We start from the raw sequence: 24,141 nt of genomic DNA, 5'->3' as shown, positions 1-24,141 counted from the left end.
CAGATTTGTTAGGTGAAATAGAAGGAGGGCTACACATGTATGTAGGAACAAAAGGATATTACGTTGCTGAATTAAAGAAAATTGGCATTAGCAATTACGAAGGACGTAAAGTCGAAAAATACAATGCTTCAACACTTGCAAACTTATTAGAAAGCAAGAAAAAATAACCACTATTGTTACAGGGGCTCTGACCTCTGTAATTTTTTTGTCAAAAATTCTTAATCTCATGGGTTTATAAATCATGATAAACTTACGTATGGTATGAACAAATAAAATTAACTAACAGAGATGGAGGCATCACCATGTTTGCAAACGCAGAAATTGGAATTGACTTAGGTACTGCAAACCTATTGATATATAGCAAGACGAAAGGCGTCGTTTTTAATGAACCTTCTGTTGTAGCCGTTGATACTCAAACGGGAAATGTACTTGCAGTAGGACATGAAGCGAAAGAAATGATTGGTAAAACGCCTGCAAACATCACTTCCATTCGCCCATTAAAAGATGGGGTTATTGCAGATTATGAAGTAACTTCTCAAATGCTAACGGAAATGCTTAAAAAAGTAAGTAAAAAGATCGGCGTATCCATGCGTAAACCGAATGTTATTATTTGCGCCCCAACAGGATCAACTTCTGTAGAGCGTCGAGCAATTGAAAATGCAGTAAAAGAATATGGTGCAAAACAAGTGCATATCATCGAAGAACCACTAGCAGCCGCAATTGGTGCAGGACTTCCAGTAGACGAACCTGTTTCAAACGTAGTTGTGGATATCGGTGGTGGTACGAGCGAAGTCGCGATTATCTCCTTCGGCGGAGTTGTATCGGCCCGTTCTGTCCGTGTTGGTGGAGATCACATAGATAGCGCGATTATCCAGTACGTTCGTAAACATTACAACGTATTAATTGGGGAACGTACAGCTGAGACAATCAAAATGGAAATCGGATATGCTTTAGTCGAGCATGAGCCAATTATCATTGAGGTCCGCGGCCGTGATTTAGTAGCTGGGCTACCGAAAACGATTACGCTTGATTCCAAGGAAATTCAAAATGCCATTCGTGAGCCATTAGAAAGCATTCTTGATGCAATTCGTACAACACTTGAAAACTGTCCTCCTGAACTAAGCGGAGACATTGTCGACCGAGGCATCATGCTTACAGGTGGCGGAGCACTATTACATGGCATGAAAGAATGGTTATCTGGTGAAGTTGATGTTCCAGTCCATATTGCTGAAAATCCACTTGAATGTGTCGCATTAGGAACAGGTAAATCACTTCAAATGATCGACAAACTACAAAAAGCAGCTAAATAATAAAAGGAAGTCACTTTTGAGTGACTTCCTTTTTTGTGTAATTACCTTGTTGTTCTACTGATTATTTCTGATGTTCTACTCATTATTTCCGATGTTCTACTCATGATTTGAAATGTTCTACTGATTATCTCAGATGTTCTACTGATTCCATTTTTCTCACCCTGCATTACTTCTCTTCCATTTGAACAGTTGCCTAAAATTCACATTCACTAACAGGACTCCGAATATAACAAGCACCCCACCGAATAGCTGAGCTACACTGACCGATTCATCTAAAAATAACACTGCGCCAATCGTCGTAAAGATCGGTAAGAAATTTAGAAAAACACTTGCTAAGGAAGGCCCTATATCATTAACACCTTTTGTCCAGAAGACAAGAGCTATAAATGATGGGAAGATTCCTAAATAAAGTAGACCGAACCAACTCGATTGCACAAACAAAGCATCTGGAATTCCTCCGACAACCATCCACTCAATCATCATCGTAGGAATTAATAATATAACTCCAATTCCTAAAATAATCAGCACACTACCATACAGCGGAAATTTGTGGTTATGTTGTTTAATCAGTAAAGAATAAATCGCCCAAACCAGAATAGCCAATACCATAAAGAAATCGCCGATATTAATACCTAGCGAAAATAAAACATGTAAAGATCCTGAGGTCAGTACCCATACTGCGCCGAAGAATGAAATAGCAGCACCGATTAACTGCTTTTTAGTTAATCTCTCTTTTAAAAATATGTAACCTAATATAATTGCGAACACTGGTGTAGCCGCTTCTACAATTCCAGCATTAATCGATGTGGTGAAATTTAAAGCTAAATAAATAAGGATATTAAATAAAGTAATCCCCGATAAAGCGAGCCCTAACAATGCCTTCCAATTATTCAAGTAAAGCGATCGGTTCCAATTTACTTGCTTTAAACCAAAAGGTAATACAACAAGAAAAGCAATCAAACACCGAAAGAACGTAATTGTTACAGGCGGTAGGTCATTGATTGCTTTTCCGACTATTAAATTCCCAGAAAAAATAATAACAGTTAATATTAAAAATATATAAGATCGTACCATGCTGTCACCACCTGAATGCTATGATAGCACGATACCTAATTAAATAACAGTCGATTTACGTATTAGTAGTTGCTAAGTAACCCTTTTTGCATCGCAATTTTTTCACATTGTAAATAGAAAATAACACCAATGATCACATAGAAAATGGAGTTTGCAACTAATGTGTAGAAATCAAATGCAGTGAAGTCAGCATACGTATATCCTTGAATAGTAATCTGACGTACCATATCAAACCCTTTCACAAAAGGAGCTAAGACAAGATAAGGAGCCGCAGCTAAAGGCACAAAAGCTAAACCTAACAAGATAAATTGCAAAATTTGCATAAATGATTGTACCTGTTTAAAGATGACACACGCCCCAGCAATCATAAATCCTACTCCTATAATCCCAATAATCGTAAGCAACAAAATCGGTATCGTTAAATGTGGGCTCAAATTCAGCCATTGACCAGATGTTGCCATCGTTGCAGCTAATAACAACACAATGATGATACTATTCATCAGTAGATAACCTGTGAACCTTGCTAGTAAAATTCGCCAAACACCATATGGAGACATATATAATTGCTCTAAAGTCCCTCTCATCGCCTCTTGGGTAATAGTGAACCCTATATTTGCAAGAGTCATCATCGTTAAATACCAAAAGACCATATTAACAATTGCATATTGAATATTTGTGTCTGCTTGTTGTGGATCCCCGATTACATCAATACCAAAAAACAAACCTAGAAATATAAAATAAAACGTTAAAAACATACTAATCGTATTTGGAAGATACCTTTTCATTTCGATAAATTCCATGCGTGTATTTGCTTTAATTAACTGAAGAAATTGCATGATCTTCCTCCTTCCGAATTAACTGGAGGAATACCTGTTCAAAATCAACTGTACTGCGATCAATCTTTATAATCTTAGTCGATTCTACTTTTAAAATATCCATTAATTCGTAAATGTCATTCTCTTTTTCTAACGTCACATCAAGTACTTTTTCATTTAAGTAATGAATAGGAAAAGTGGCTTCTATTCGATTAAGTTGGGAAGTCGATAAATCAGTTCCTAGTGTTAAACTGTAAGCTCTTGTCTCGAAAAGACTTATTAATCGGTCGACATTTTCATCTGCAATTACTTTTCCACCATTTATAATTACTGTTCGCTCACACAAATCTTGCACTACAGGCATGTCATGAGTGCTGATAATAATTGTCTTTCCCTCTCTTTCAACAATCTCCTTTAATAATTTTCGAAGCTCATAGCCCGTTTCTATATCTAACCCTAAAGTCGGTTCATCTAATAGTAATACATCACTATCGGCAAGCATGGCAACAGCAACTGCAAGTTTTTGCTGCATTCCCCTAGATAGGCTGCTTCCTAATTCATTTTCTTTAGCTTTTAAATTAAATTGCTCAAGTAATTCTTCAATTCTTGCACTTACTTGTTTTCGAGTTTTCCCCCTGTTCCCTGCAAAATACTCTAAATTTTCCTTTACGGTAAGTCTCCAATAAACATTTCTGTTTCCTTCTAGCACAGCACTAATGTGATTTAATGACTTTAGGCGATGCTTCGTTACATCGTACCCATTTATGTACACGGTACCTTCATCTGGTTTTAATAAACCACAAATCGTTTTAATGGTAGTTGTCTTCCCGGCCCCATTAGGACCTAATAACCCTAAGATTTCTCCTTTTTTCACTTCAAAGCTTACATCTTCTATCGCCGTTACTATTTCTTTCGTTTTTCGTTTCTTATAATTTTTCGATATACTTTCGACTTTAATAATTGCTTCTTCCATATCATCGCCTCCTTTAATTTACATATTATTCTATCCTACTTTTCTATAAAACGGTCTACCGTTCCTTCTTTTATCCGTCTTAAGTTGGATTAAATTATGATAGAATAGATTTAGGTATCGTATACATAGATTATTGCAATCAACCTTGCTAGTTTGTATAACAGCATGTGAAAGGACCCACACACTATGGATGAAGCAAAAGAAAATGTTAAAACTGGATATGAATATTTCATGGTCTTTCTTGCAACGATTTCTGTTTCTACCATTTGGTTAGAAAGTGACTATAATAACTACATCGTTTGGGGAACCTGGGGGATCTTTTTCATAGACCTAGTCATACGTTTATACACTAGTAACAATAAGCTAGATTTCTTAAAAACAAATCCTTTTTTAGTAATAGCCGCTGTACCTCTTGATGCCATTTTCCAAGTGGCTAGAGTTGCTCGGATCTTACATTTAATTCGACTAAAATCAATCACGAAATATTATACAATGCCGATTATTCGTTTCTTAAAAAACAGACACCTAGCTGTAGTTGTAGCAATAACTTTTCTAATTATTTTCCTCTCTTTAATTCCTTTACGCCATTTAGAGGAAGGAATCGAAAGTTATTATGAAGCTTTTCTTGGTAGTCTCATGAGCTTAGTTTTCTTTGGTTACTCTATGATTGAACCAACACACTGGGGAAGTTACATTATTATTGTGTTACTTACGATCTTTGGAGTGATGCTTCACGGACTTATTATTAGCACCGCTTTTGATATTGTTGTGGATTCAAAATGGTTTAAAAGAAGTAAACGGAAAGTCATGAAAAAAGTGAAAAGCTAAGTCGGTACAAAAGCTTTCCACTTTTTAATATGGTAAAATAATTTCATAAACATTTAATTGATAGGAGGTCTGGAATGCTATTTGAAAGTTTTCAAAATGATGGATTAATCTTCTTAATTGCTTTTTTACTTCTTAGTGGAATCTTTGCTGCAAAGTTTTCCAGTCAACTTGGACTCCCCTCACTAGTTCTCTTTATTGGACTCGGTTTAGTAATTGGAAGTGACGGGTTAGGTCTTATTGATTTTGATAATGTAATGGCAGCACAATTTATAGGAATTATAGCGTTAATTATCATCCTTTTCGAGGGTGGTATGCAGACGAAGTGGTCCACGGTTCGTTCAGTCGCCATCCCCTCAATCTCTTTAGCCACGCTTGGAGTATTCCTTACCGCATTTATAACCGGTTCAGCCGTATATATTATATTAGATGTAACTTGGCTAGAGGCTTTATTATTTGGTGCGATCGTCGGTTCTACCGATGCAGCGGCTGTATTCGCTACGTTAAAGGAAAGAAATATAAAAGCAAAAATGGGGGCTACTTTAGAAGCTGAATCAGGTACAAATGATCCAATGGCAGTGTTTTTAACAGTAATGTTCATTGAACTTATACTTCATGAAGATACTTCCTTATGGACCCTAGTCCCCTCCTTCTTTTGGCAAATGGGAGTCGGCTTATTGATTGGTCTTGGAATTGGAAAAATAGCTTCCCTTTCCTTAAACAGAATCAATTTAGAATCAAGTGGTCTATACCCAATTTTCGCCTTAACGTTTGCATTAATTACTTATAGTACCGCTTCTGTTATTGATGCTAGTGGATTTTTAGCAGTTTATGTAGCTGCTTTAGTTATCGGAAATTCAGAATTAATGTATCGTTATTCCATCTTTCAGTTCAACGAAGGCTTTGCCTGGATGTCTCAAATTATGATGTTTATCATTCTAGGTTTACTTGCTTTTCCAGAACAAGTCTTTCAATGGAGTGTCATATTAAATGGATTAATTATTTCCGTTGTACTTATATTTATTGCAAGGCCAGCTGCCATTTTTATATCTACTTTAGGAATGAAATATTCCCTGAAAGAAAAGACGTTTTTATCTTGGGCAGGTTTACGCGGGGCAGTACCTATCGTACTAGCTACATTCCCAATTGTAGCTGGGCTTGATAATGCTGCTATGTACTTTAATATAATCTTCTTCGTTGTACTAACTTCTGCACTCGTCCAAGGTTCTACTATCTCATATGTAGCTAAAAAGCTTGGCTTAATGGGACCAAAGAAAGACACACCGCACCATTCGATCGAATTGATTTCCATTGCGAAAGCGAACGCTGAAATGGTTCAGTTTCAGACAAGTCGCGAAAACGATATTGTCGGTCATAAACTGAAAGACATTAGCTTTCCGCAAAAAGCTTCGATTAGTGCAATTGTAAGGGATAATGATTTGGTAACACCTTATGGAGATACAGAAATCAAAGCTGGTGACTTCTTATACATTCTTGTTTCCAAAAAAGATCACACCCAATTAATGAAGTTGTTAAATAAAAAACGAAAGGTTAGACGCGATTAATTCGCAGTCTAACCTTTTTTAATACAATAAAAAGGAAGCAGGCGATGAGCACCTGCTTCCTCAAAACATTTTATCTTTAGGGAGATATTATGAGTTTCTATTTATAAGATAACATAACTTCCCCAACAGTGAAGTTACGAATAAATGAATACTATATTACAATTATTACAGTTTACAAAATAATTGTGAAACTGAGTTTAATTTACTTAAATTAAAACAAAATAAAGCACAATACATGCAATAATAACGAGAATGAAATAGACGACATAGATTCCTGCTAAGTTGGGTATATTCTTCTTCATAGAAGTCTGTTCATATTCTCTGGAGCGTTCTAACTCCTCTTGGGGTGAAGCATCTCGACGTTCATACTCTTTAATTTGGTCATCTGTTTTCTTACCGATTACTAATGTAGCTATTAATGTAAAAATAAATAAAATACCAATGATCGTTAATAAAGTAGGTAACATCCGACAACCCTCCTATACACTTATAGTTTACCCGTTTAGAGATTCAAAAAATCATTTTATGAATATATCTATATCCATATTATAATAATAAAAATAGCAGCCTCTGAGCTACTAAAAGTCGTGATATGGTTCTATCTTTATTCTACTACCTTATTTCTGTAGGAAATCAATTGATACGTATTTTTACCGGCTGATTTTGCTTTATATAGTGCGTTATCTGCTGCTTTAATCAATACGTTCCCATTAGCAATAATATCTGTTTCCTCTGGCATAGTTAGGCCTATACTAGAAGTGACTTTAATTTCTAAACCTTTTACATACCATGGTTCTGCAACCACCTTTTGAATGCGATGTAGTACATCAAATATTCTCTCTTTAGAATCAATTTGTGTAAGCAATAAAATAAATTCATCTCCACCTAATCTGGCCACAAAATCTGTATCTCTAATTGTGTCTTTGATCCGCTTACCAAATTCTTTAATAATCTCATCTCCGACATCATGCCCATGTGTATCATTTATAGCTTTAAAATTATCTAGGTCCATCATCATGACAGCGAAATTATTATTATTCCTTTTTAAATGCGTAGATAATTGATCCTGAAACAATCTTCTATTTGGCAACTCGGTTAGTGGGTCGTGGTAAGCAAATTGCTTTAATTGCTCTTCATATGCTTTACGTTCAGTAATATCCCTTGTGACAACGACCATCTGATAGAATTCACCATCATCTTGAAAGATCGGTTTTGCCTGCAATTCAAACCAAAGCCACCCACGAAGCATATGGAATTGTCTAAACTCAATGGAAAAAGGATTCCCTGATGTTTGAGAGTTTCTAAAATGCTCTAATACACTCTCCTGATCATGTTCATGTAAATTGTGAAGCAAGGATTGTCCAATATACTTCTCAGGTGCATGACCCAATACATACTCGTAAGAAGGAGAAGCATAGGTGATATATCCCTCTTTATCCAGCATCGTGATTAAATCATGCGAACTTTCTGCAATCATTCGAAATTGCTCTTCGTTTTTTCTTAAAGTATGTTCTGCTTCTCTTTGTTCTGAAATATCCTTCATAATAGCAAAAACACCGGTGATTCTGTCGTCAATAATCGTTGGTGTGAGCATTACTTGTAAATCAATATAATTATGATCCGCATTGGTTAAACGAAGCTCGAACCTTTGCGGGTTCCCTTTTAAGGTACGGAAAAATTTTCGCATTAATTGATGTCGCACCTTTGCTTCTACAACATCAAATACAGACCTTCCTACTAATTCAGCCTCACGGTAACCTGACAAATCTGCAAATGCTTGATTCATTTCTGTAACCGACCCACCTGTACTAAGGGAACAAATTGCATCCGAATTATCATCAAATAAGGACTGATAGCGTTGTTTGCTTAATTTCATCTTTAACTCTGATTCATCTCTTGCCGCTTCTGATAATTTGAAATCAGTAATATCTCTAACTACTGCAACAATCTCACTTACCACACCATCATCATTCAATAATGGTGTAAGTGTCGTTTCATTTATTAAATGCCGATTCGCAGCTGAATGGAAGGAATCTTCATATTTTACAATAGTTTTTTCTTTGACCACTTGATTATACATTTTATGTAACAACTCGGATTGCTCTGCAGTTAAAACCTCATCTAAACTTTTACCTAAGTCATCCTTTGTTAAAAAAGTCTCATCAAATCCTTTTTTATTTATAAAATCATAAATAAACAGCCCAGATGAGGCTTCTACTCGCATAACGAATACTAAACTATCTAACCCATCCATCAATACACGTTCACACAGCTGATTAGTAGTCATGAATATAACTCCTTTCTGTAGTTATTTTGAACTATTTTATATGTGTAATTCATTTATGATGTTTAGTTATATTTTACCGCATGTCTTTTAAAAGATTTTACTATAAAATCTGGAAAAAAGCTATTGAATTATAGAAATTAATCACGACAAAATATTACATTTTAACTTTCATCGTATGCTGTGCAAGGGTTCAAAAACATAATAAAAATAGTTATAAATACCTAATGAATAGAATGCACATAATTAGAGAAACCTTAAAAAAAGACAATTTGGAGGTGAAGAACTATCAAAGATTTAAATCAGTTAAGAAGTATTTGGGAAGGAACTCGAATGATTCCAAAATTTCCTCCTATATCTTCTTCGACTTCAACAGATGTACTAATCGTTGGCGGTGGAATTACTGGGATTACCTCTGCCTACCTCTTAGCCAAGGAAGGTAAGTCCGTTACTTTGATTGATGCCTCTCATTTAGTTGGCGGAACCTCGCTTCACACCACCGCGAAGGTTACTGTACAACATGGACTTTGTTACGATCAATTAATTAATAATAGTGATTTCAACACGGCAAAAACGTATCTACAAGTCAACCAAGCTGCAGCCAAATTTATAGAAGGACTAGTTCACACTAACGCGATTGAATGTGATTATGAAAAGAATAAGGCTGTAATATTCTCAACTTCTGGTGAGTATGAAACTAAAATTGAAAAAGAAAAGCAAGCATACGATCACTTAAATTTAAAAGGCACAATTGAAACGAGCATCCCTTACAATTTAGACATTCAAAATGCACTTCAGCTTCCTGACCAGGCTCAATTTAACCCTACCAAATATTTGAGTTTTCTTGTTCAAGAGCTAATAAAAATGAATGTAACCATTTATGAAAATACAAAAGCAACAGCGGTAAAGGAATCAGAAGAAAACGTCGAAGTTACTTGTGAAACTGGTCATAGCATTACGGCCAACCACGTGATCATCAGCTCGCATTATCCATTTTATGAAGGAGCAAAATTTTTGTTTGCTAGAATGTACGCTAATAAGTCGTATGTCATCGCATTTCCAGCAATCAATTCTCCAGACCATGGAATGTATGTAAGTGTAGATAAACCTGTTCGTTCGATTCGACAAACTACAATTAATGGAGAAGATTTCATATTATTCGGAGGAGAAAGCCATAAAGTTGGACAAGGAGATGACATTAGCAAACATTATCAAGCACTTACCCGTTCAGCTGAAAGTGTATTTGGTAAAGTTAATGTCCAGTATCATTGGTCTGCACAAGATTATGTTACAGAAGACCAATTACCTTTCATTGGCCCTCTTCACCAAGATCGTCCTCGCACACTTGTAGCGACTGGCTATCGCAAATGGGGTATGACCAACAGCACAGCTGCAGCTATGATGTTAACAGACAAAATTTTAGAGAGACCGAATACGGATTTAGAAATTTTCAAGCCAACCCGTTTTAACCTCAAAGCAAGTGCAAAACAAATAATTCGCGAAAATGTGGATGTGACCAAGCATTTTATTAAAGGAAAAATAGACTTTCCTAAAAATAAAATTGACCAACTTCAGCCGGATGAAGCGACTACCTTTTTAAAAGATGGACAACGAACTGGAGCTTATAAAGATGATGAAGGTCAAGTACATGTAGTAGATACAACATGCACACATATGGGCTGTGAAGTGAATTGGAATGATGCAGAACGAACGTGGGATTGCCCGTGTCATGGTTCTAGATTTTCCTATGAAGGAAAAGTTATAGAAGGTCCTGCACAGGAAGCTTTAAAAAAACATGATTATACAATTAAAGATGTGTATTCAAAAGAATAATTGCCTCCCATTTCCTTTGTTACTTTTGATGCATTTATCAAACATTCGCGTTTGAAAACACCTATTTAGTGGAAAAAATCTTTATCACAATTTTTCACAGGAGGGATTAGATGAGTCCCGATCAAATAGGTTTTGCATTAGTGTACTTAGGATTATTTTTATTAATAGGTAAATGGCTTCGCGTACGGCTAAAATTTCTACAGGATTTATTTTTACCATCATCTGTAATAGCTGGTTTCTTAGCATTACTAGCTGGACCGCAAGTTTTAGGTAAATTAATTACACCGTATATCGGAGAAGATTCCTTCTTCTCTAATGGTGTCATGACAGAAAGTATTACAGAGGTTTGGGCTACGTTACCCGGGCTACTAATCAACGTAGTATTCGCAACTTTATTTCTCGGAACGATCCTCCCTTCCCTTTCGAAAATATGGAAGGTCGGTGGACCGCAGCTTACATTCGGTTGGACAATAGGCTGGGGACAATACGTGGTTGGTATACTCCTAGCTATTCTTGTTCTTGGACCATTTTTCGGAATGCCTCCAATGGTTGGAGCATTAATTGAAGTAGGTTTCGAAGGTGGTCATGGTACCGCAGCAGGACTCCAAGGTACTTTCGAAGATATTGGATTTGCTGAAGCATATGATTTAGCAATTGGACTTGCAACAGTAGGTATTTTATCGGGTGTTCTAATTGGTATTTTATTTATCAATTGGGCAGTTAAAAAGAACCATACGGTCATTATGAAGGATATGAAAGACCAATCAAATGTGAAACGCGCAGGAATCGTTGAGTTTGAAAATCGCGAACCTGCAGCAAAAATGACTGTAAGCCCTGAATCTATAGAGCCTATGTCACTTCACATAGCTGTAATTAGTGCAGCGATTTTAGTTGGGTATGTGATTCTTGAAGGGTTTATTTTTACAGAAGCTGCTCTAATCGGCTCAGACTTCATGACATATATTCCTTTATTCCCGTTAGCTATGATTGGCGGAATTTTAGTTCAACTATTCTTTACGAAAATTGATAATACGGAGGTCATTGACCGTAGAATGATCAGCCGTATCCAAGGTTTATCTCTGGACGTACTCGTTCTTTCAGCAATTGCTACCGTTTCATTAGAAGTAATTGGAACCTATATTGTGCCCTTCCTTTTACTAGCTGGGGTTGGGATTGCATGGAACGTCATTGGTTTCTTCTTACTTGCACCACGCATGATTCCAAGCTATTGGCTAGAACGTGCCATTGGTGATTTCGGGCAATCAATGGGTATTACTGCAACCGGACTATTACTGATTCGCGTAGCTGACCCTGAAGGTAAATCACCAGCATTAGAAGGTTTTGGTTATAAGCAATTGGTATTTGAACCATTCCTAGGTGGTGGACTTGTAACAGCTTTATCTGTCCCGCTCATCTTCCAATTCGGCCCTATACCATTCCTAATTTTCGCGACCATCATGATGCTTATAGGCTTACTCGTAGGACTGCTATACTTTGGGAAAATGAAAGAATAAATTAATAAATAAGGGCTAAATCTAAAGAAGAGGCTGAGACAAAAGTGTCTGAAGTCATGAATATTCCGTACAAAGCAGATGAAAAGCGGATGAAATGGACGGAGACTCCTGTGGGAAATAGAGCTCAGGTGAGACCCCGGAATGCGTAGCATGAGGAGGCTCACCAGCTCCCCACGGAAAGCGCAGTCTATTTCAGGAGCGAGTTAGTCGCACCACTTTTTATTGTTAGGATTTCCATGCTACCACTTTAATTTGTCCCAGCCGCTTCTATTGTATTTTCACTATCTTCCTAAAAACATCTGCGTCCAGTACGTCCGCATACCATCTTTAACATAACCAACACCTAAATGTGTGAACTCTTCTTTTAATATATTCGCACGATGTCCGTCACTATTCATCCAACCTTCCATCACCTGCTCCGGACTTCGTTGACCCATCGCGATATTTTCCCCAGCGGCACGATATTGCACTCCAAACTGGTTTAACATATCAAAAGGGGAGCCGTAAGTCGGCGATTGATGGGCAAAATAATCATTTTCACTCATATCACGTGATTTTTCCCTTGCTACTACTGCTGTTTCATTCGAAAACTCTAAATCTCCTAATCCACGCTCCGCACGTTCCTCATTAACAAGTTCTAACACTTCTTGTTCAAATTCATGTGCTTCAAAGTCATCTGCTGCTTCCTTTGCATCATGTTCTGGCACTTCAAATACATTAGGAGTTTCTAAGTTTTCATTACCCAAACTTTCTACGAACCATTGGATTTGATGCCATCCATCACTAACGCGGTCCTGTACAGCTTCAACATCTATATCATTTAAACGATTCTTAAAATCATCGTAAACTTGTTCAATGGACCATTCATCGTCTTCTTGATAAGATGCCTCTTCTCCTATAAATTGATTAAAAGGGAATGCATACACAAACAAGACAATAACCGAGACCAAAATTATAAATCGAATAAATCCCAAAGGTTTACCCCCTAACTCTATCTCTTTTTCCTATTATATAGCGAACTTCTATCTATAGTTAACTAAAAAGACTTCAATTAAACAAGAGAATTTAGAAGTAGGACTATTTCATACCTACTTTCATTCCAATCATTAACAATTTCTGATAGGATGGTAAAAAAAGGAGGATAAGTGAATGGATCTGTTCTTTGAAGAGAATAAAACAAGAGATTTTCTTGTTTTAATATTTGTGAGTTACATATTGATTGCTGGCTTCTTTTTCATACTACCTATAAATAACAGTTTAAGTCTCATATTCGTTGATGTAATCGCATTGAGTATTGTGCCTTTTTATTACCTTTGGAGAAGACTAAGAGATTATGAACACCCCTTAAATATTTGGATTTCACGGCCTTCAAATCCAGTCCGCAAACGGTCTGTTGTAAGTTCTGTTGCATTTCCTACCTTAATCAGCTACGGTGCGTTAGCTTTCTTTACCGCTGGAGTTATTATGATGCTACAAGATGATTTACGTTTATTTGAACAAATCACTGTTCAACCATTACCCACTCCTGCATTTTTCATGTACATCTTCGCAATCTTGATTGTGGCACCTATTCTGGAAGAATTTCTTTTCAGAGGGTATTTATTAGGTCGCTTAACGAAGAAGTATAGTATTGGAACAGGAATCATTGTTTCTTCTGTAATTTTTGGTTTATTACATGGGGTCCAATTTATTGGAGCTACTGTATTTGGAATTGTTATGTGTATTTGGTTTATTTATACGAAGAGCTTAATTGTTCCTATCATTATTCATTTTATAAATAATGCAATCGCTAGTGTGGTCGAAATTTACGAAAGATATTTTATCCAAATGAATGAAATATACATTCCTAACCCACAAATTTTAGGGTATACAGGCTTGGTTGCAATTATATTAGGTACAGTATGGTTTGTTTACTTCATACGTAGTAGTTGGGGGAAAGTGACACTAGACGGCTATCCGTTTTTCATACGTGACTAAATTTACGTTTAACGTTTAGAAAATGGGGTAATTTATGTAATGTGCACAAAACAATTCCAAGGAGTGATTGATGATGCCATTTATTCGTGAATATTCAAACGATGAACAATTAGTTTCTGATGTAAAAAAATTAAAAGATAATGGTGTGAGTAGTGAGAATGTATATGTCCTATCACACGATGACGATCGAACGAAGCGTATTGCAAATAATGCAGAAGCTAACACGATCGGATTCTCTGAACAAGACTTCAAAAGTGCAGTAGGAAATATGTTCGCTAAAAAAGGCGATGAATTACGTTCAAAACTTGAAGAAATCGGCTTTTCTGAAGCAGAAGCTGAAAACTATGAAGAAGATATGGATGAAGGTAAAGTATTATTAATCGTAACTGGCGATGATGATGTAACAAGTTACCTTGGCTAAGATATTTTTAAAATATACCCCTCACCCATGTGAGCGGGTATATTTCTTACATATTAGAAATGAGGAAAGTTCATGACAACCATTTGTCTTATTCGTCACGGGGAAACAGATTGGAATTTACAAAAAAGGCTACAAGGTGCAACGGATATACCATTAAATCAATCTGGTGAAAATCAAGCAAAAGAAGTAAGGGATTCAATTAATAAGGGCTCATGGGACTTGATCATCACAAGCCCTCTTTCCCGGGCTCTGAAAACAGCTAAAATAGTTAATTCTCATATGAATCTACCTCTTGAAATTTACCCAGAACTTTTGGAACGTTCCTTTGGAGAAGGTGAAGGTCACACATTCGCAGAAAATGAAGAGCGTTTTCCTAACCGCAGTTTTCCTAGTATAGAGCCCATTGTCGATTTCGAACAGCGTGTGATGAGTGGAATCGACCGCATTCGTAACTTGCACCCCAATAAAAATGTTCTAGTAGTTGCCCACGGAGCAGTCATCAATATTATATTGTCCACTCTTTCTCAAGGTGAAATTGGAAGTGGTAAAACAAAGGTAGTGAATGCAAGCTTAAGTACCATTCATTACATGGACGAACAGTGGAAGATTAAAAATTATAACCAACACGACCATCTCACAAACTTTCAGACATAATGTTAATCAAGTGTTTTTATATGCTCAAGCGCATTTTTTACATTGGAAAAGGTTTGTTGCTTCGTTAAATCAAAATTTAAATGAACAGCTTTCATTGCAAGCTTAGCTCGTATACCTGTGAAAATAACATTAATTCCCATCAACTGCATGGAATACACGGTATCAAATAAGTATTTGACAACATAATCATCTAATTGGCTGATCCCAGACAAATCGAAAATTAAATGGTCGTAAGCTTCAAATGTAACTTTCTTTAACGTTTGATCCATTAAAATAGCTGCCCGATCTGAATCGATCTCACCAATAATCGGACAAACCCCAACCCCATCATCTACTCTAATAATTGGAATGGAAAGTTCATTAAGCTTATCATTGAAATTTGAGGAAACTTCTTTATATAAGTCCATAAAACTATTCAAATACCCAATCATCAGTTGAAGGATTACCGTTTCAATTTGTTTATTTACAAGGATGACATCTTCTTTTTTCAAATCTATGGAAGCTTCGGTATCTAAAGCTTGCCATACCCCCTCACTTACATGAGATATAATTTGAAAAGTTTCATGCAACATTGCTTCTGAATGCACCGTTTTCTTCCCTGCACGGTATCCAAGTCTTTGAATATGTTTGAAAGATTGTTCGTTTTGATCCGAGAGTAATCTTCTACCAATCAGCCTGACGATTGTTTCCATCATGACATAGTCTTGGCTTGTAGGTTTTTCATTTTCTCTATAAATTAAATAAAATTGATCAAGGGTATTGCTAGATATAGAGCTGCGTTTTTGTAATATTATTTGACCGATCTCAATAGAACGATCATTGATTTCATCTACTTTCAAATTCCCACCCCTTTTTGCTGAAAATTATGATATAATCTCTCTAATACTCTTAGTGTATAGGAAAGAAAAATTTATAAAAGTAGTATATTTTAATGTACTATAGAGAGGACGCTTATAATGGACCGAGAACTCGAATGTATGAAGACTACTTTAGATGTTGTTTGTGGAAAATGGAAAGCAGTTATTCTACTCAAGCTGTCCACTGGTACATTGCGTTTTGGTGAAATTAAAAAGAGTATCCCTTTAATTAAGCACCAAACATTAATTAAACAACTCAAAGAGCTCGAAGGCGACGGGTTAATATATAGAGAAGCATTTCCAGAAGTCCCACCAAAAGTGGAATACTCCTTAACAGATTACGGAAACGAACTCCAACCTTTACTTAACCAAATGGTTGACTGGGGAGAAAACCACGTGAAAGATCATACCATGAGTTAGTACCAGTTTAGTGTTCTGCAATTATGCAGAACGCTTTTTTTATGCTTCCACTCCCATTAGACCTAGAAACTTTCCTTCTTTACACAACTATATATTTATTTTTGTAAAATTTAGTCTAATAGTGTTTTTTCTTGAATTTTTAAGGGTAAAAACAGAAGTAGGTTTAATTTAAAGGAGGCACTCGAATGAGTAATAATAAAAAAGACGAACAGTTAGATGCATATCGTACAGACGACCAAGGTAAGAAGCTAACCACCAATCAAGGCTTAAAAATGGCTGAAGATGAATTTTCACTTAAAGCTGGTGAAAGGGGTCCTACTTTACTCGAAGATTTTCATTTCCGTGAAAAAATGACTCACTTTGACCACGAAAGAATCCCTGAAAGAATCGTACACGCTCGCGGTTTTGCGGCACATGGTGAATTTGAGCTTTATGAATCGTTAGAAAAATATACAAAAGCTGACTTTTTGACGGACACCTCTAAGAAGACTCCAGTGTTTGTTAGGTTTTCAACAGTAGCTGGCTCAAAAGGATCTTCTGAAACAGTGCGTGATGCTAGAGGATTTTCTACTAAGTTCTACACAGAACAAGGAAACTATGACCTAGTAGGTAATAATATACCTGTATTCTTTATTCAAGATGCTATTAAATTCCCGGACCTAGTTCATGCTTTAAAACCAGAACCACATAATGAAATGCCTCAAGCAGCATCAGCACATGACACTTTCTGGGATTTCGTTGCGAATAATCAGGAAGCTGCACATATGGTAATGTGGGCTATGTCTGACCGTGCCATTCCTAGAAGCTTTCGCATGATGGAAGGATTCGGTGTACACACTTTCCGCCTTGTTAACAGTCAAGGACAATCACACTTTGTAAAATTTCATTGGAAACCAAAACTAGGGACCCATTCTGTTGTTTGGGACGAAGCACAGAAGTTATCTGGTAAGGATGCCGATTTTCATCGCGGAGACCTCTGGGAATCTATAGAAAATGGAGAGTATCCAGAATATGAATTAGGTCTTCAAATTATCAGAGAAGAAGATGAACATAGCTTTGACTTTGATATTCTAGATCCGACCAAACTTTGGCCAGAAGAAGATGTTCCTGTGCAGCTTGTTGGTAAAATGACATTAAACCGAAACGTGGATAATGTGTTTGCTGAAACAGAACAAGTAGCATTCCACCCAGGTCATGTCGTACCTGGTATTGATTTTTCAAATGATCCACTATTGCAAGGGCGTCTCTTCTCGTATACAGATACCCAATTAATACGCTTAGGTGGACCGAACTTTCACGAATTGCCAATCAACCGACCTGTCTGCCCTTTTCATAATAACCAAAGAGATGGGTATGGACGCCAGACAATTAATGTTGGCCAAGTAAGTTACCACAAGAACTCTCTTGCTTCTAACACACCTAGCCCAGCTTCACCTGAAGAAGGCGGTTATGAGCATTATCAAGAGAAAGTCGAAGGGTATAAAGTTAGAAAACGTAGTGAAAGCTTCAAAGATCACTTCTCTCAAGCACGCTTGTTTTGGAATAGTATGAGTGAGGCTGAGAAGGGGCATATTACAGAAGCGTTTAGTTTTGAATTAGGAAAAGTAGGAGACAGTTCAGTTAAACAACAAGTTGTAGATATGTTTACGAATGTAGATAAAGAACTTGCTACTTCGTTGGCAGATGCAATTGGTGCAACTCCTCCATCTGAAGGTGCCCAACACGTAAATGTTTCAAAATCATCACCAGCACTAAGTCAAGAGAATACAAAGTTCTCTGCTCACACTAGAACTGTCGGATTAATTATTTCAAACAATTTCAATGGAAAAGATATTTCGCACATCTTAGATCACCTTAGAAACGAAGGCGTAATCATTGAAGTAATTAGTGATAAGCAAGGGAAACTTCAAGGCGATGATGGATCAGAAATCAATGTTGATCACACTTTCTTAACAAGTGAGTCTGTGTTGTTTGATTCCATTTATGCAGTGGGTGGACCTAATTTAAGCAAGAAGTTTAACCACGATGCAAAATACTTTATACAAGAAGCATTTCAACACTTTAAACCTATCGGAGCAACACACGATGGGAAACAATGGCTAGAAGATAACTCCTTACAAAATAGCCCAGGAGTCGTGATTTCTGATGATCCTGACGCTTTTGCAAAAGAATTTGCTAACGCAATAGCTGCTCACAGACATTGGAGTCGTGATATCGTTCTTTAGTTCTCAATTAATTAACCCCCATTTTACTGGGGGTTTTATTTTGTAAAGAACGGGTAAAGTGTTAAAAGAAGGAAACTTTAGGAGTGTTTTTAAAATGTATAAAACGTTTCAACTAAAAACAGAAGCACATGATCAGATGATTGATATAACTTCAGAAGTACAAAGTTGGATTTCCGAACAAGGTGTGGAAGATGGAATCGTCATCGTTTCTTCCATGCATACCACAGCGGGATTAACAGTAAACGAAAATGCAGACCCAGATGTGAAAACAGATATGCTAAGAAGATTCCGTGAAATGTACCCGTGGGAAGACTCCAAAGATGAACATGCAGAAGGAAACACTGCAGCGCACATGAAAACATCCACGGTGGGCCACGCTCAAAACATACTTATTAGCGATGGGCAACTTGTTTTGGGTACATGGCAGGGATTATATTTCTGTGAATTTGATGGTCCTAGAAACAGAAAATTTGTAGCTCGTATTGTCTAATAGATAAAAACTATACCGCTTTCTGGCTCGAGTCACCTCAAAAATAAATATATTTTGAAGGTTTTCGAGTCTTTCTGTATTTCCAGAACTTCGTCACCATGCTCTTCTATTTCACTTCTTATTCTGACCAAACTCAATCATTGCTTCGCTCATAAACTGAGCTAATCCCTCCCCAAATTGATCGATATTTTTTTGAAATCTCTCATCTTGTATATATAACATCCCTAACCCTTGAAATGCTTCAATTGAATAGGTAGTTACCTGTTCATTTAAAAACCGATACCACTTTTCGATTGTTCTTTGTGATGTCGTTGATTTTGGGTCCTTATGTCTAATTGAAGCAAGTTCACGATAAATCGCATTCATTTCTTCCTGTGTATCTTGCGTCATACGCATCACATTTTTATTCGCTTCGTCAACGGCTTGATCTCCCCACCGTTCTCTTGCCTCTTCTTCGTGTGGATTAGAATCAAACGCAAACCCTTCAAATCTTTCTTTATTCGACATTTTTACACCTGCCTTTTCCTGTTCAATCGTTTGATGAATAGTTAGTAACATTTCATCAATTCTCTTCTTCTCTTTATTTAATAATTCCTCTTGCCACTCAAGCGCTTTTAATCTATCGTAGTCGGGTTGTTCCATAATCTGCTTAATTTGCTTTAATGGAAAATCTAGTGCGCGGAAAAATAGAATTTGTTGTAATTTTGCTATATCTTGATCCGTGTAATTACGGTAACCCGCTTCGTTGCTTTTAGTTACTGACAATAACCCAATTTCATCATAATAATGCAGGGTACGAACAGTAATTCCTGCAACTTTTGCTACCTCATTGGCTAGCATGACGTCACCTCCTTATATATTAAATATATGGTATTACGTTACGTGAGAGTCAATGCTTATGTATAAAATCATTTTAGAAATCATATAGACTACCAAGGAGGAGATTTTATGCACAGACAAAATGAAACCTTTGTCATATACACGGTTCAAAGAGGCGACACCCTTTATCATATAGCTGATCGGTTTAATAGTAGTGTAGAAGCTATCACTGCTGCGAACGGACTTTATCCTCCGTTTACGGATTTGTATTTAATTTTTCCAGGTCAAAAATTAGTAATTCCAACTGAACCTAATAGACACGCACATGCCATTTATGTGATAAATTATGGTGATACGTTGCAGTCCATTGCTCGTAGTTTTAATACAACTCCGACAAGAATAATCGAAAAAAATTATGCTATTCAAAATCCAAATTACTTATTTTCGAACCAGCAAATTCTATTGCCACTTTCTATTTATGAAATTCGTTCAGGTGATACCTTACAATCCATAGCACAACGAACCGGATCCACTGTAGACCGACTATTACATGTGAATGCAGATCGTCCTGCCATTAGTCTGGACGTAATATACCCTGGAATTTTACTGCTTACTCCAAATAAACATACGACTTAAATCAAGTGTAGTCTTTCCCCTCCCACTTCAATTTTATATTCTAATATGATATCTTCTACTAAAGTTACACGTACGAACTGGAGAGGGGCATTACACTTTTGATCAATAAGATTAATTACTTTAACGAAACATACCGGAAAGATCCGAACATTGTATTAATTCATCAAATGGGAAAGGTCGGATCTACTTCGATCACTGCGTCTTTGAAAGAAACGAACTATTTCCCAATTCATATTCATAGTTTTTTCACTCCACTTTCAACAGATATGTACCAAAACTATCATTCTATTAAATATTATCGAACGTGGTCTTATCGAATGAATTATTATTTAAAGAATCAATTAATCTTGAGCTTATTTAAGAAAAGAAAAAAATTAAAGATTATCACTTTAACAAGAGAGCCGATTTCTAGAAACGCTTCCATGTATTTTCATGCATTTCACGTGCCTTTAATGGATATCAATAAATTCACCGATAACAGAAAAGAATCAAACACTAATCTACCTTCCTTTCGACAAGATTTTTACGATAAATTTAATCATCAATATGGAATCAACTGGTTTGATCATGAATTTAAACGCGCATGGGGTGTGGATGTGTACGATTACCCATTTAACCAGGATCAAGGGTACTCCATTATTAAAAAAGGTAATATGGAGATTTTAGTTCTGCAAATGGAGAAACTGGACCACTCAGAAGAAGTGATTCGAGATTTCCTAGAGTTAGAAGAATTTGAATTAAAACGGGAAAATACAGGGAATAAAAAGTGGTATCATTCTGTGTACAAAGAATTCAAACAAGGGCTCTACCCAGAAGATAACTATATAGAGAACCTATATAACAGTAAGTTTATGCAGCATTTTTATCATAATGAAGACATTGAAGCATACCGCAGCAAATTTAAGGGTAAACACACTTCATAAAGTATTTTTTAGGAGTGATTACATGACACAGACTATTTATATTGTTAGACACTGTGAAGCAACTGGACAAGATCCAGAAGCAGAATTAACAGAACAAGGTGCGGACCAAGCAAACGAACTTGTGAAATTCTTTGAGATTTACACGGTTGATCGCATTATTTCTAGTCCATATATCCGGGCAATTCAATCGATCAAACCATTGAGTGAAGCTTTGAATGTAAATGTGGAAGTGGATAATAGATTGGCTGAACGAGCACTTAGTTCAAACGACCTTCCCGATTGGAAAGAAAAGCTTGAGGCTACATTTGATGATCTAGACTTAAAATTTGAGGGTGGAGAATCCAATCGCGAAGCTTTGACACGTGGAAGAGAAGTCATTGAAGAGGCGTTTGAAAACGACGTAGACGGGACCGTTCTTGTGTCTCACGGTGGTATTATTTCCATTTTACTAAGTCACTACGGAGAAGAGTTTGGTTTCCTTGGTTTCGAAAGCCTTACTAATCCGGACGTGTATGCTCTAACTTTTCACAATAAAGAAATAAATATTAAACGAATTTGGGAAGAGTAGAACTCTTCTCAAATTTATTTTATAAACTTTTCGATTGAGGAATTTAATTCAAATTCGGCAAGAGTTTGAAACACATGAATAGATTGATAAAAACTTGTTTCATAGCCATTGTCGCTCACACTCCAGCTAGTTGCCAATACTGCATGAGCATACCCCCATAACAGCATCCTTCTGTAGTCTAAACGCAACACATCACAGAGCGTCATGGCTCTATTTTCAATAACCCGTTCATACCCTTCCTCTGGTAATTCATTTAAAAGGAATGGAATAAAATCATATTCTTTTTCACCTATAAGCCCCTTAGGATCTATAGCTTTCCAGTCCCTCTCCCCTTTTATTATATTATCATGATGCAAATCACCATGTAATATATAGGAAGTTTCAGTTGAATGATATAGGTAACTAAAAACAAGTTTAGCATTCTGCAATTGTGCTTTACTAATTGGACCAATCCCACTTGGATGATTTCGTTCGATATGTTCTAAAGAATGTAACCTAGCACGGGTAGAAGGAAGAAAACTACTCTTAGGTGCAGGAAGGTGAATGTTAGCTGAAACCTCGGCCACAATGTTACAATATTGCTCCTCTTTCATGCTTCTCATAGAATAGCCTGGCAGGATATGTTCTAATAACATCACGCCCCGATTTTCATCTGTATTAATAAGTCGAACGGAATGCGTATCCGGAAATAATTTGAGTGCATTTATTTCATCTTTAAATCCTTGATCGGGAAAAGAAAACTTCACTACATATTTCTGTAAATCCACTCCTATAGCTGGAGCAACGAAATTAATTGAAAGCTCAAAGGGATCCAGTATTTGAATTTCCCACAGTTGTTCCATTGACCGAATAAGCCCTGGTAAACGTTCTAACCATTCGCTTCCTTTTTCCTGATGATAGTGAATATTATTTTGTATGAATTCAGCCGGAAATTTCACATAGATCCTCCTTTTAAATTTAGATATTTATTCACTTATTTTTGTTATTATAGTTTGCTATAATAATATTATTACACAAGAAAGGAGCAAATAATTTGGACATCCAACAACAAACATTACAAGCAGTAACCGAGCTTTCAAAAAATGTACAAGAAATCAAAGATGACTTAAAAGAATTTAAAAGGGAAATGTATGTGTTTAAAGATGACATGCATGCTTTTAAAAATGAGATGTATACCTTTAAAGATGACATGTATGCTTTTAAAAATGAGATGTATACCTTTAAAGATGACATGTATGCTTTTAAAAATGATATGTATGCATTCAAAAATGAGATGTTCGCTTTTAGAGAAGAAGTGAATGAAAAATTAGATCGACTAGATGACAGAATGATGTTCATCGAAGAAAAAGTTCAAAACAATGAACGCGATATTTACACATTAAAGCGTAAGTTTGCGCGTGCTATGTGGTCCAATTCATAACCCCCTCTATTCACGTACTACGATAATAAATTGCATTTCAACTACACTATGAGGTTATCCAAAATTTAATAATTAAACAAAGACCTCAGAGTTGATCTGAGGTCTTTTAATCATTGAGACTATTTCACAATCATAACGGGACAATGAGCATGTTTAGCTACATTATGGCTTACACTGCCAAGAACGAATTCTTGAAATCGATTTAAACCACGACTTCCAATAATCAAAACATCAAACTCTTCTTGATTAGCATACTTTATAATCGTTGGTCCAGGTTCTCCCTTTTTAATTTCCACTTTATAGTCAACGCCCGCTTCTGTTAGCATTTCCTCAGTAACTTTAAGACGTTCTTCACGTTTTGCATCCACTTGTACTAGATTTTGGTTCGCTAATACATCGGTTTTAGATTGATCACTATCTACTACATAAATGACAGTAATAACCGAATCAGGGACTAAAGAGGCTAATTCTACAGCTTTCTTGGTTGTTCGCAGCGCATGTTCTGATCCGTCTGAAGCTAGTAATATTCGTTTCATGT

Annotated in this window: 26 protein-coding genes; 16 read left to right on the top strand and 10 right to left on the bottom strand. The window is 36.4% G+C overall.

Going from position 1 to position 24,141, the window contains the following annotated elements:
- Window positions 1–35 precede the first annotated feature (35 nt).
- Both G532_RS15835 and mreBH read left to right on the top strand, forming a co-directional pair.
- Complete coding sequence (locus G532_RS15835) at window positions 36–167, top strand: DUF2639 domain-containing protein (RefSeq protein ID WP_084500607.1); 132 nt, start codon at window positions 36–38, stop codon at window positions 165–167.
- Between the two features lie 135 nt (window positions 168–302).
- On the top strand, window positions 303–1,310 hold the full coding sequence (gene mreBH, locus G532_RS0107000; protein WP_027964154.1) for a rod-share determining protein MreBH: 1,008 nt from the start codon (window positions 303–305) through the stop codon (window positions 1,308–1,310).
- 156 nt (window positions 1,311–1,466) lie between these two features.
- On the opposite strand, the gene G532_RS0106995 is transcribed toward mreBH, so the two are convergent.
- From G532_RS0106995 to G532_RS0106985, 3 genes are all read right to left on the bottom strand, one after another.
- A complete protein-coding gene (locus tag G532_RS0106995; protein ID WP_027964153.1) occupies window positions 1,467–2,384 on the bottom strand; it encodes a DMT family transporter in 918 nt (305 codons plus the stop codon).
- Window positions 2,385–2,446: 62 nt separating this feature from the next.
- Window positions 2,447–3,220, bottom strand: coding sequence for an ABC transporter permease (locus tag G532_RS0106990; RefSeq protein WP_027964152.1), 774 nt, complete (start codon window positions 3,218–3,220; stop codon window positions 2,447–2,449).
- Window positions 3,198–4,172 carry an ABC transporter ATP-binding protein gene (locus G532_RS0106985; protein ID WP_035512722.1) on the bottom strand — a complete coding sequence of 325 codons (975 nt, stop codon included), beginning with the start codon at window positions 4,170–4,172 and terminating at the stop codon, window positions 3,198–3,200. The genes G532_RS0106990 and G532_RS0106985 overlap by 23 nt, the downstream gene beginning before the upstream one ends.
- Before the next feature lie 186 nt (window positions 4,173–4,358).
- On the opposite strand from G532_RS0106985, the gene G532_RS0106980 reads away from it, so the two are divergent.
- Entirely contained in the window at window positions 4,359–5,000 is a 642-nt protein-coding gene (locus G532_RS0106980) for a hypothetical protein (protein ID WP_027964150.1), read from the top strand.
- A 74-nt stretch (window positions 5,001–5,074) separates the two neighbouring features.
- Window positions 5,075–6,562, top strand: coding sequence for a potassium/proton antiporter (locus G532_RS0106975; RefSeq protein ID WP_027964149.1), 1,488 nt, complete (start codon window positions 5,075–5,077; stop codon window positions 6,560–6,562).
- A 206-nt stretch (window positions 6,563–6,768) separates the two neighbouring features.
- Here G532_RS0106975 and G532_RS0106970 read toward each other — a convergent pair whose 3' ends face one another.
- Both G532_RS0106970 and G532_RS0106965 read right to left on the bottom strand, forming a co-directional pair.
- Window positions 6,769–7,029, bottom strand: a complete 261-nt coding sequence (locus tag G532_RS0106970) for a hypothetical protein (RefSeq protein ID WP_027964148.1) — start codon at window positions 7,027–7,029, stop codon at window positions 6,769–6,771.
- Between the two features lie 137 nt (window positions 7,030–7,166).
- A complete protein-coding gene (locus G532_RS0106965) occupies window positions 7,167–8,849 on the bottom strand; it encodes a sensor domain-containing protein (RefSeq protein WP_027964147.1) in 1,683 nt (560 codons plus the stop codon).
- A gap of 330 nt (window positions 8,850–9,179) precedes the next feature.
- Between G532_RS0106965 and G532_RS14960 the strand changes: the two genes are divergently transcribed.
- The gene (locus G532_RS14960) at window positions 9,180–10,679 is read left to right on the top strand and encodes an FAD-dependent oxidoreductase (protein ID WP_051189099.1); all 1,500 of its coding nucleotides are present in this window, start codon (window positions 9,180–9,182) and stop codon (window positions 10,677–10,679) included.
- A gap of 110 nt (window positions 10,680–10,789) precedes the next feature.
- Entirely contained in the window at window positions 10,790–12,193 is a 1,404-nt protein-coding gene (locus tag G532_RS0106955) for a sodium/glutamate symporter (RefSeq protein WP_027964146.1), read from the top strand.
- Window positions 12,194–12,474: 281 nt separating this feature from the next.
- Here G532_RS0106955 and G532_RS15630 read toward each other — a convergent pair whose 3' ends face one another.
- On the bottom strand, window positions 12,475–13,167 hold the full coding sequence (locus tag G532_RS15630) for a CAP domain-containing protein (protein WP_051189098.1): 693 nt from the start codon (window positions 13,165–13,167) through the stop codon (window positions 12,475–12,477).
- Window positions 13,168–13,342: 175 nt separating this feature from the next.
- Here G532_RS15630 and G532_RS15625 point away from each other — a divergent pair, with 175 nt between their 5' ends.
- The 3 genes from G532_RS15625 to G532_RS0106930 all read left to right on the top strand — a co-directional run bounded on the left by G532_RS15625 (window position 13,343) and on the right by G532_RS0106930 (window position 15,245).
- Window positions 13,343–14,170, top strand: coding sequence for a CPBP family intramembrane glutamic endopeptidase (locus G532_RS15625; protein ID WP_051189097.1), 828 nt, complete (start codon window positions 13,343–13,345; stop codon window positions 14,168–14,170).
- Between the two features lie 70 nt (window positions 14,171–14,240).
- Window positions 14,241–14,591 carry a YflT domain-containing protein gene (locus G532_RS0106935; protein WP_027964145.1) on the top strand — a complete coding sequence of 117 codons (351 nt, stop codon included), beginning with the start codon at window positions 14,241–14,243 and terminating at the stop codon, window positions 14,589–14,591.
- Between the two features lie 72 nt (window positions 14,592–14,663).
- The gene (locus G532_RS0106930) at window positions 14,664–15,245 is read left to right on the top strand and encodes a histidine phosphatase family protein (RefSeq protein WP_027964144.1); all 582 of its coding nucleotides are present in this window, start codon (window positions 14,664–14,666) and stop codon (window positions 15,243–15,245) included.
- 2 nt (window positions 15,246–15,247) lie between these two features.
- Here the strand turns inward: G532_RS0106930 and G532_RS0106925 are convergent, their stop codons facing one another.
- Window positions 15,248–16,084 (bottom strand): STAS domain-containing protein, encoded by an 837-nt coding sequence (locus G532_RS0106925; RefSeq protein ID WP_027964143.1) that lies wholly within the window; start codon window positions 16,082–16,084, stop codon window positions 15,248–15,250.
- A gap of 117 nt (window positions 16,085–16,201) precedes the next feature.
- Here G532_RS0106925 and G532_RS0106920 point away from each other — a divergent pair, with 117 nt between their 5' ends.
- From G532_RS0106920 to G532_RS0106910, 3 genes are all read left to right on the top strand, one after another.
- Window positions 16,202–16,522 (top strand): winged helix-turn-helix transcriptional regulator, encoded by a 321-nt coding sequence (locus tag G532_RS0106920; RefSeq protein WP_051189096.1) that lies wholly within the window; start codon window positions 16,202–16,204, stop codon window positions 16,520–16,522.
- 185 nt (window positions 16,523–16,707) lie between these two features.
- Window positions 16,708–18,747 carry a catalase gene (locus tag G532_RS0106915; protein ID WP_027964141.1) on the top strand — a complete coding sequence of 680 codons (2,040 nt, stop codon included), beginning with the start codon at window positions 16,708–16,710 and terminating at the stop codon, window positions 18,745–18,747.
- Between the two features lie 94 nt (window positions 18,748–18,841).
- On the top strand, window positions 18,842–19,237 hold the full coding sequence (locus tag G532_RS0106910; protein ID WP_027964140.1) for a secondary thiamine-phosphate synthase enzyme YjbQ: 396 nt from the start codon (window positions 18,842–18,844) through the stop codon (window positions 19,235–19,237).
- A gap of 111 nt (window positions 19,238–19,348) precedes the next feature.
- Here G532_RS0106910 and G532_RS0106905 read toward each other — a convergent pair whose 3' ends face one another.
- Window positions 19,349–20,077 (bottom strand): MerR family transcriptional regulator, encoded by a 729-nt coding sequence (locus G532_RS0106905; RefSeq protein WP_027964139.1) that lies wholly within the window; start codon window positions 20,075–20,077, stop codon window positions 19,349–19,351.
- 108 nt (window positions 20,078–20,185) lie between these two features.
- On the opposite strand from G532_RS0106905, the gene G532_RS14945 reads away from it, so the two are divergent.
- From G532_RS14945 to G532_RS0106890, 3 genes are all read left to right on the top strand, one after another.
- Window positions 20,186–20,692 carry a LysM peptidoglycan-binding domain-containing protein gene (locus G532_RS14945; RefSeq protein WP_051189095.1) on the top strand — a complete coding sequence of 169 codons (507 nt, stop codon included), beginning with the start codon at window positions 20,186–20,188 and terminating at the stop codon, window positions 20,690–20,692.
- A gap of 98 nt (window positions 20,693–20,790) precedes the next feature.
- Window positions 20,791–21,615, top strand: a complete 825-nt coding sequence (locus G532_RS0106895) for a putative capsular polysaccharide synthesis family protein (protein ID WP_027964138.1) — start codon at window positions 20,791–20,793, stop codon at window positions 21,613–21,615.
- Between the two features lie 22 nt (window positions 21,616–21,637).
- Window positions 21,638–22,183 (top strand): histidine phosphatase family protein, encoded by a 546-nt coding sequence (locus G532_RS0106890; protein WP_027964137.1) that lies wholly within the window; start codon window positions 21,638–21,640, stop codon window positions 22,181–22,183.
- Between the two features lie 14 nt (window positions 22,184–22,197).
- Here G532_RS0106890 and G532_RS0106885 read toward each other — a convergent pair whose 3' ends face one another.
- On the bottom strand, window positions 22,198–23,025 hold the full coding sequence (locus G532_RS0106885) for an aminoglycoside phosphotransferase family protein (protein WP_156882557.1): 828 nt from the start codon (window positions 23,023–23,025) through the stop codon (window positions 22,198–22,200).
- Between the two features lie 191 nt (window positions 23,026–23,216).
- Between G532_RS0106885 and G532_RS14940 the strand changes: the two genes are divergently transcribed.
- On the top strand, window positions 23,217–23,603 hold the full coding sequence (locus G532_RS14940) for a hypothetical protein (protein ID WP_051189094.1): 387 nt from the start codon (window positions 23,217–23,219) through the stop codon (window positions 23,601–23,603).
- Between the two features lie 119 nt (window positions 23,604–23,722).
- Here the strand turns inward: G532_RS14940 and G532_RS0106875 are convergent, their stop codons facing one another.
- On the bottom strand, window positions 23,723–24,139 hold the full coding sequence (locus tag G532_RS0106875) for a universal stress protein (protein WP_027964135.1): 417 nt from the start codon (window positions 24,137–24,139) through the stop codon (window positions 23,723–23,725).
- Window positions 24,140–24,141 lie beyond the last annotated feature (2 nt).

Source organism: Halalkalibacillus halophilus DSM 18494 (assembly GCF_000423105.1).
In the GTDB taxonomy this organism is placed as follows: domain Bacteria; phylum Bacillota; class Bacilli; order Bacillales; family Alkalibacillaceae; genus Halalkalibacillus; species Halalkalibacillus halophilus.
The sequence above is the reverse complement of the archived record's forward strand: the minus strand, read 5'-3'. Positions and strand labels throughout refer to the sequence as shown.

What these genes read in the sequence shown, in the direction of transcription:
- G532_RS15835 (WP_084500607.1), top strand. Translation starts at nt 36, where the DNA reads ATGTATGTAGGAACAAAAGGATATTACGTTGCTGAATTAAAGAAAATT.
- mreBH (WP_027964154.1), top strand. Translation starts at nt 303, where the DNA reads ATGTTTGCAAACGCAGAAATTGGAATTGACTTAGGTACTGCAAACCTA.
- G532_RS0106995 (WP_027964153.1), bottom strand. Translation starts at nt 2,384, where the DNA reads ATGGTACGATCTTATATATTTTTAATATTAACTGTTATTATTTTTTCT.
- G532_RS0106990 (WP_027964152.1), bottom strand. Translation starts at nt 3,220, where the DNA reads ATGCAATTTCTTCAGTTAATTAAAGCAAATACACGCATGGAATTTATC.
- G532_RS0106985 (WP_035512722.1), bottom strand. Translation starts at nt 4,172, where the DNA reads ATGGAAGAAGCAATTATTAAAGTCGAAAGTATATCGAAAAATTATAAG.
- G532_RS0106980 (WP_027964150.1), top strand. Translation starts at nt 4,359, where the DNA reads ATGGATGAAGCAAAAGAAAATGTTAAAACTGGATATGAATATTTCATG.
- G532_RS0106975 (WP_027964149.1), top strand. Translation starts at nt 5,075, where the DNA reads ATGCTATTTGAAAGTTTTCAAAATGATGGATTAATCTTCTTAATTGCT.
- G532_RS0106970 (WP_027964148.1), bottom strand. Translation starts at nt 7,029, where the DNA reads ATGTTACCTACTTTATTAACGATCATTGGTATTTTATTTATTTTTACA.
- G532_RS0106965 (WP_027964147.1), bottom strand. Translation starts at nt 8,849, where the DNA reads ATGACTACTAATCAGCTGTGTGAACGTGTATTGATGGATGGGTTAGAT.
- G532_RS14960 (WP_051189099.1), top strand. Translation starts at nt 9,180, where the DNA reads ATGATTCCAAAATTTCCTCCTATATCTTCTTCGACTTCAACAGATGTA.
- G532_RS0106955 (WP_027964146.1), top strand. Translation starts at nt 10,790, where the DNA reads ATGAGTCCCGATCAAATAGGTTTTGCATTAGTGTACTTAGGATTATTT.
- G532_RS15625 (WP_051189097.1), top strand. Translation starts at nt 13,343, where the DNA reads ATGGATCTGTTCTTTGAAGAGAATAAAACAAGAGATTTTCTTGTTTTA.
- G532_RS0106935 (WP_027964145.1), top strand. Translation starts at nt 14,241, where the DNA reads ATGATGCCATTTATTCGTGAATATTCAAACGATGAACAATTAGTTTCT.
- G532_RS0106930 (WP_027964144.1), top strand. Translation starts at nt 14,664, where the DNA reads ATGACAACCATTTGTCTTATTCGTCACGGGGAAACAGATTGGAATTTA.
- G532_RS0106920 (WP_051189096.1), top strand. Translation starts at nt 16,202, where the DNA reads ATGGACCGAGAACTCGAATGTATGAAGACTACTTTAGATGTTGTTTGT.
- G532_RS0106915 (WP_027964141.1), top strand. Translation starts at nt 16,708, where the DNA reads ATGAGTAATAATAAAAAAGACGAACAGTTAGATGCATATCGTACAGAC.
- G532_RS0106910 (WP_027964140.1), top strand. Translation starts at nt 18,842, where the DNA reads ATGTATAAAACGTTTCAACTAAAAACAGAAGCACATGATCAGATGATT.
- G532_RS0106905 (WP_027964139.1), bottom strand. Translation starts at nt 20,077, where the DNA reads ATGCTAGCCAATGAGGTAGCAAAAGTTGCAGGAATTACTGTTCGTACC.
- G532_RS14945 (WP_051189095.1), top strand. Translation starts at nt 20,186, where the DNA reads ATGCACAGACAAAATGAAACCTTTGTCATATACACGGTTCAAAGAGGC.
- G532_RS0106890 (WP_027964137.1), top strand. Translation starts at nt 21,638, where the DNA reads ATGACACAGACTATTTATATTGTTAGACACTGTGAAGCAACTGGACAA.
- G532_RS0106885 (WP_156882557.1), bottom strand. Translation starts at nt 23,025, where the DNA reads ATGGAACAACTGTGGGAAATTCAAATACTGGATCCCTTTGAGCTTTCA.
- G532_RS0106875 (WP_027964135.1), bottom strand. Translation starts at nt 24,139, where the DNA reads ATGAAACGAATATTACTAGCTTCAGACGGATCAGAACATGCGCTGCGA.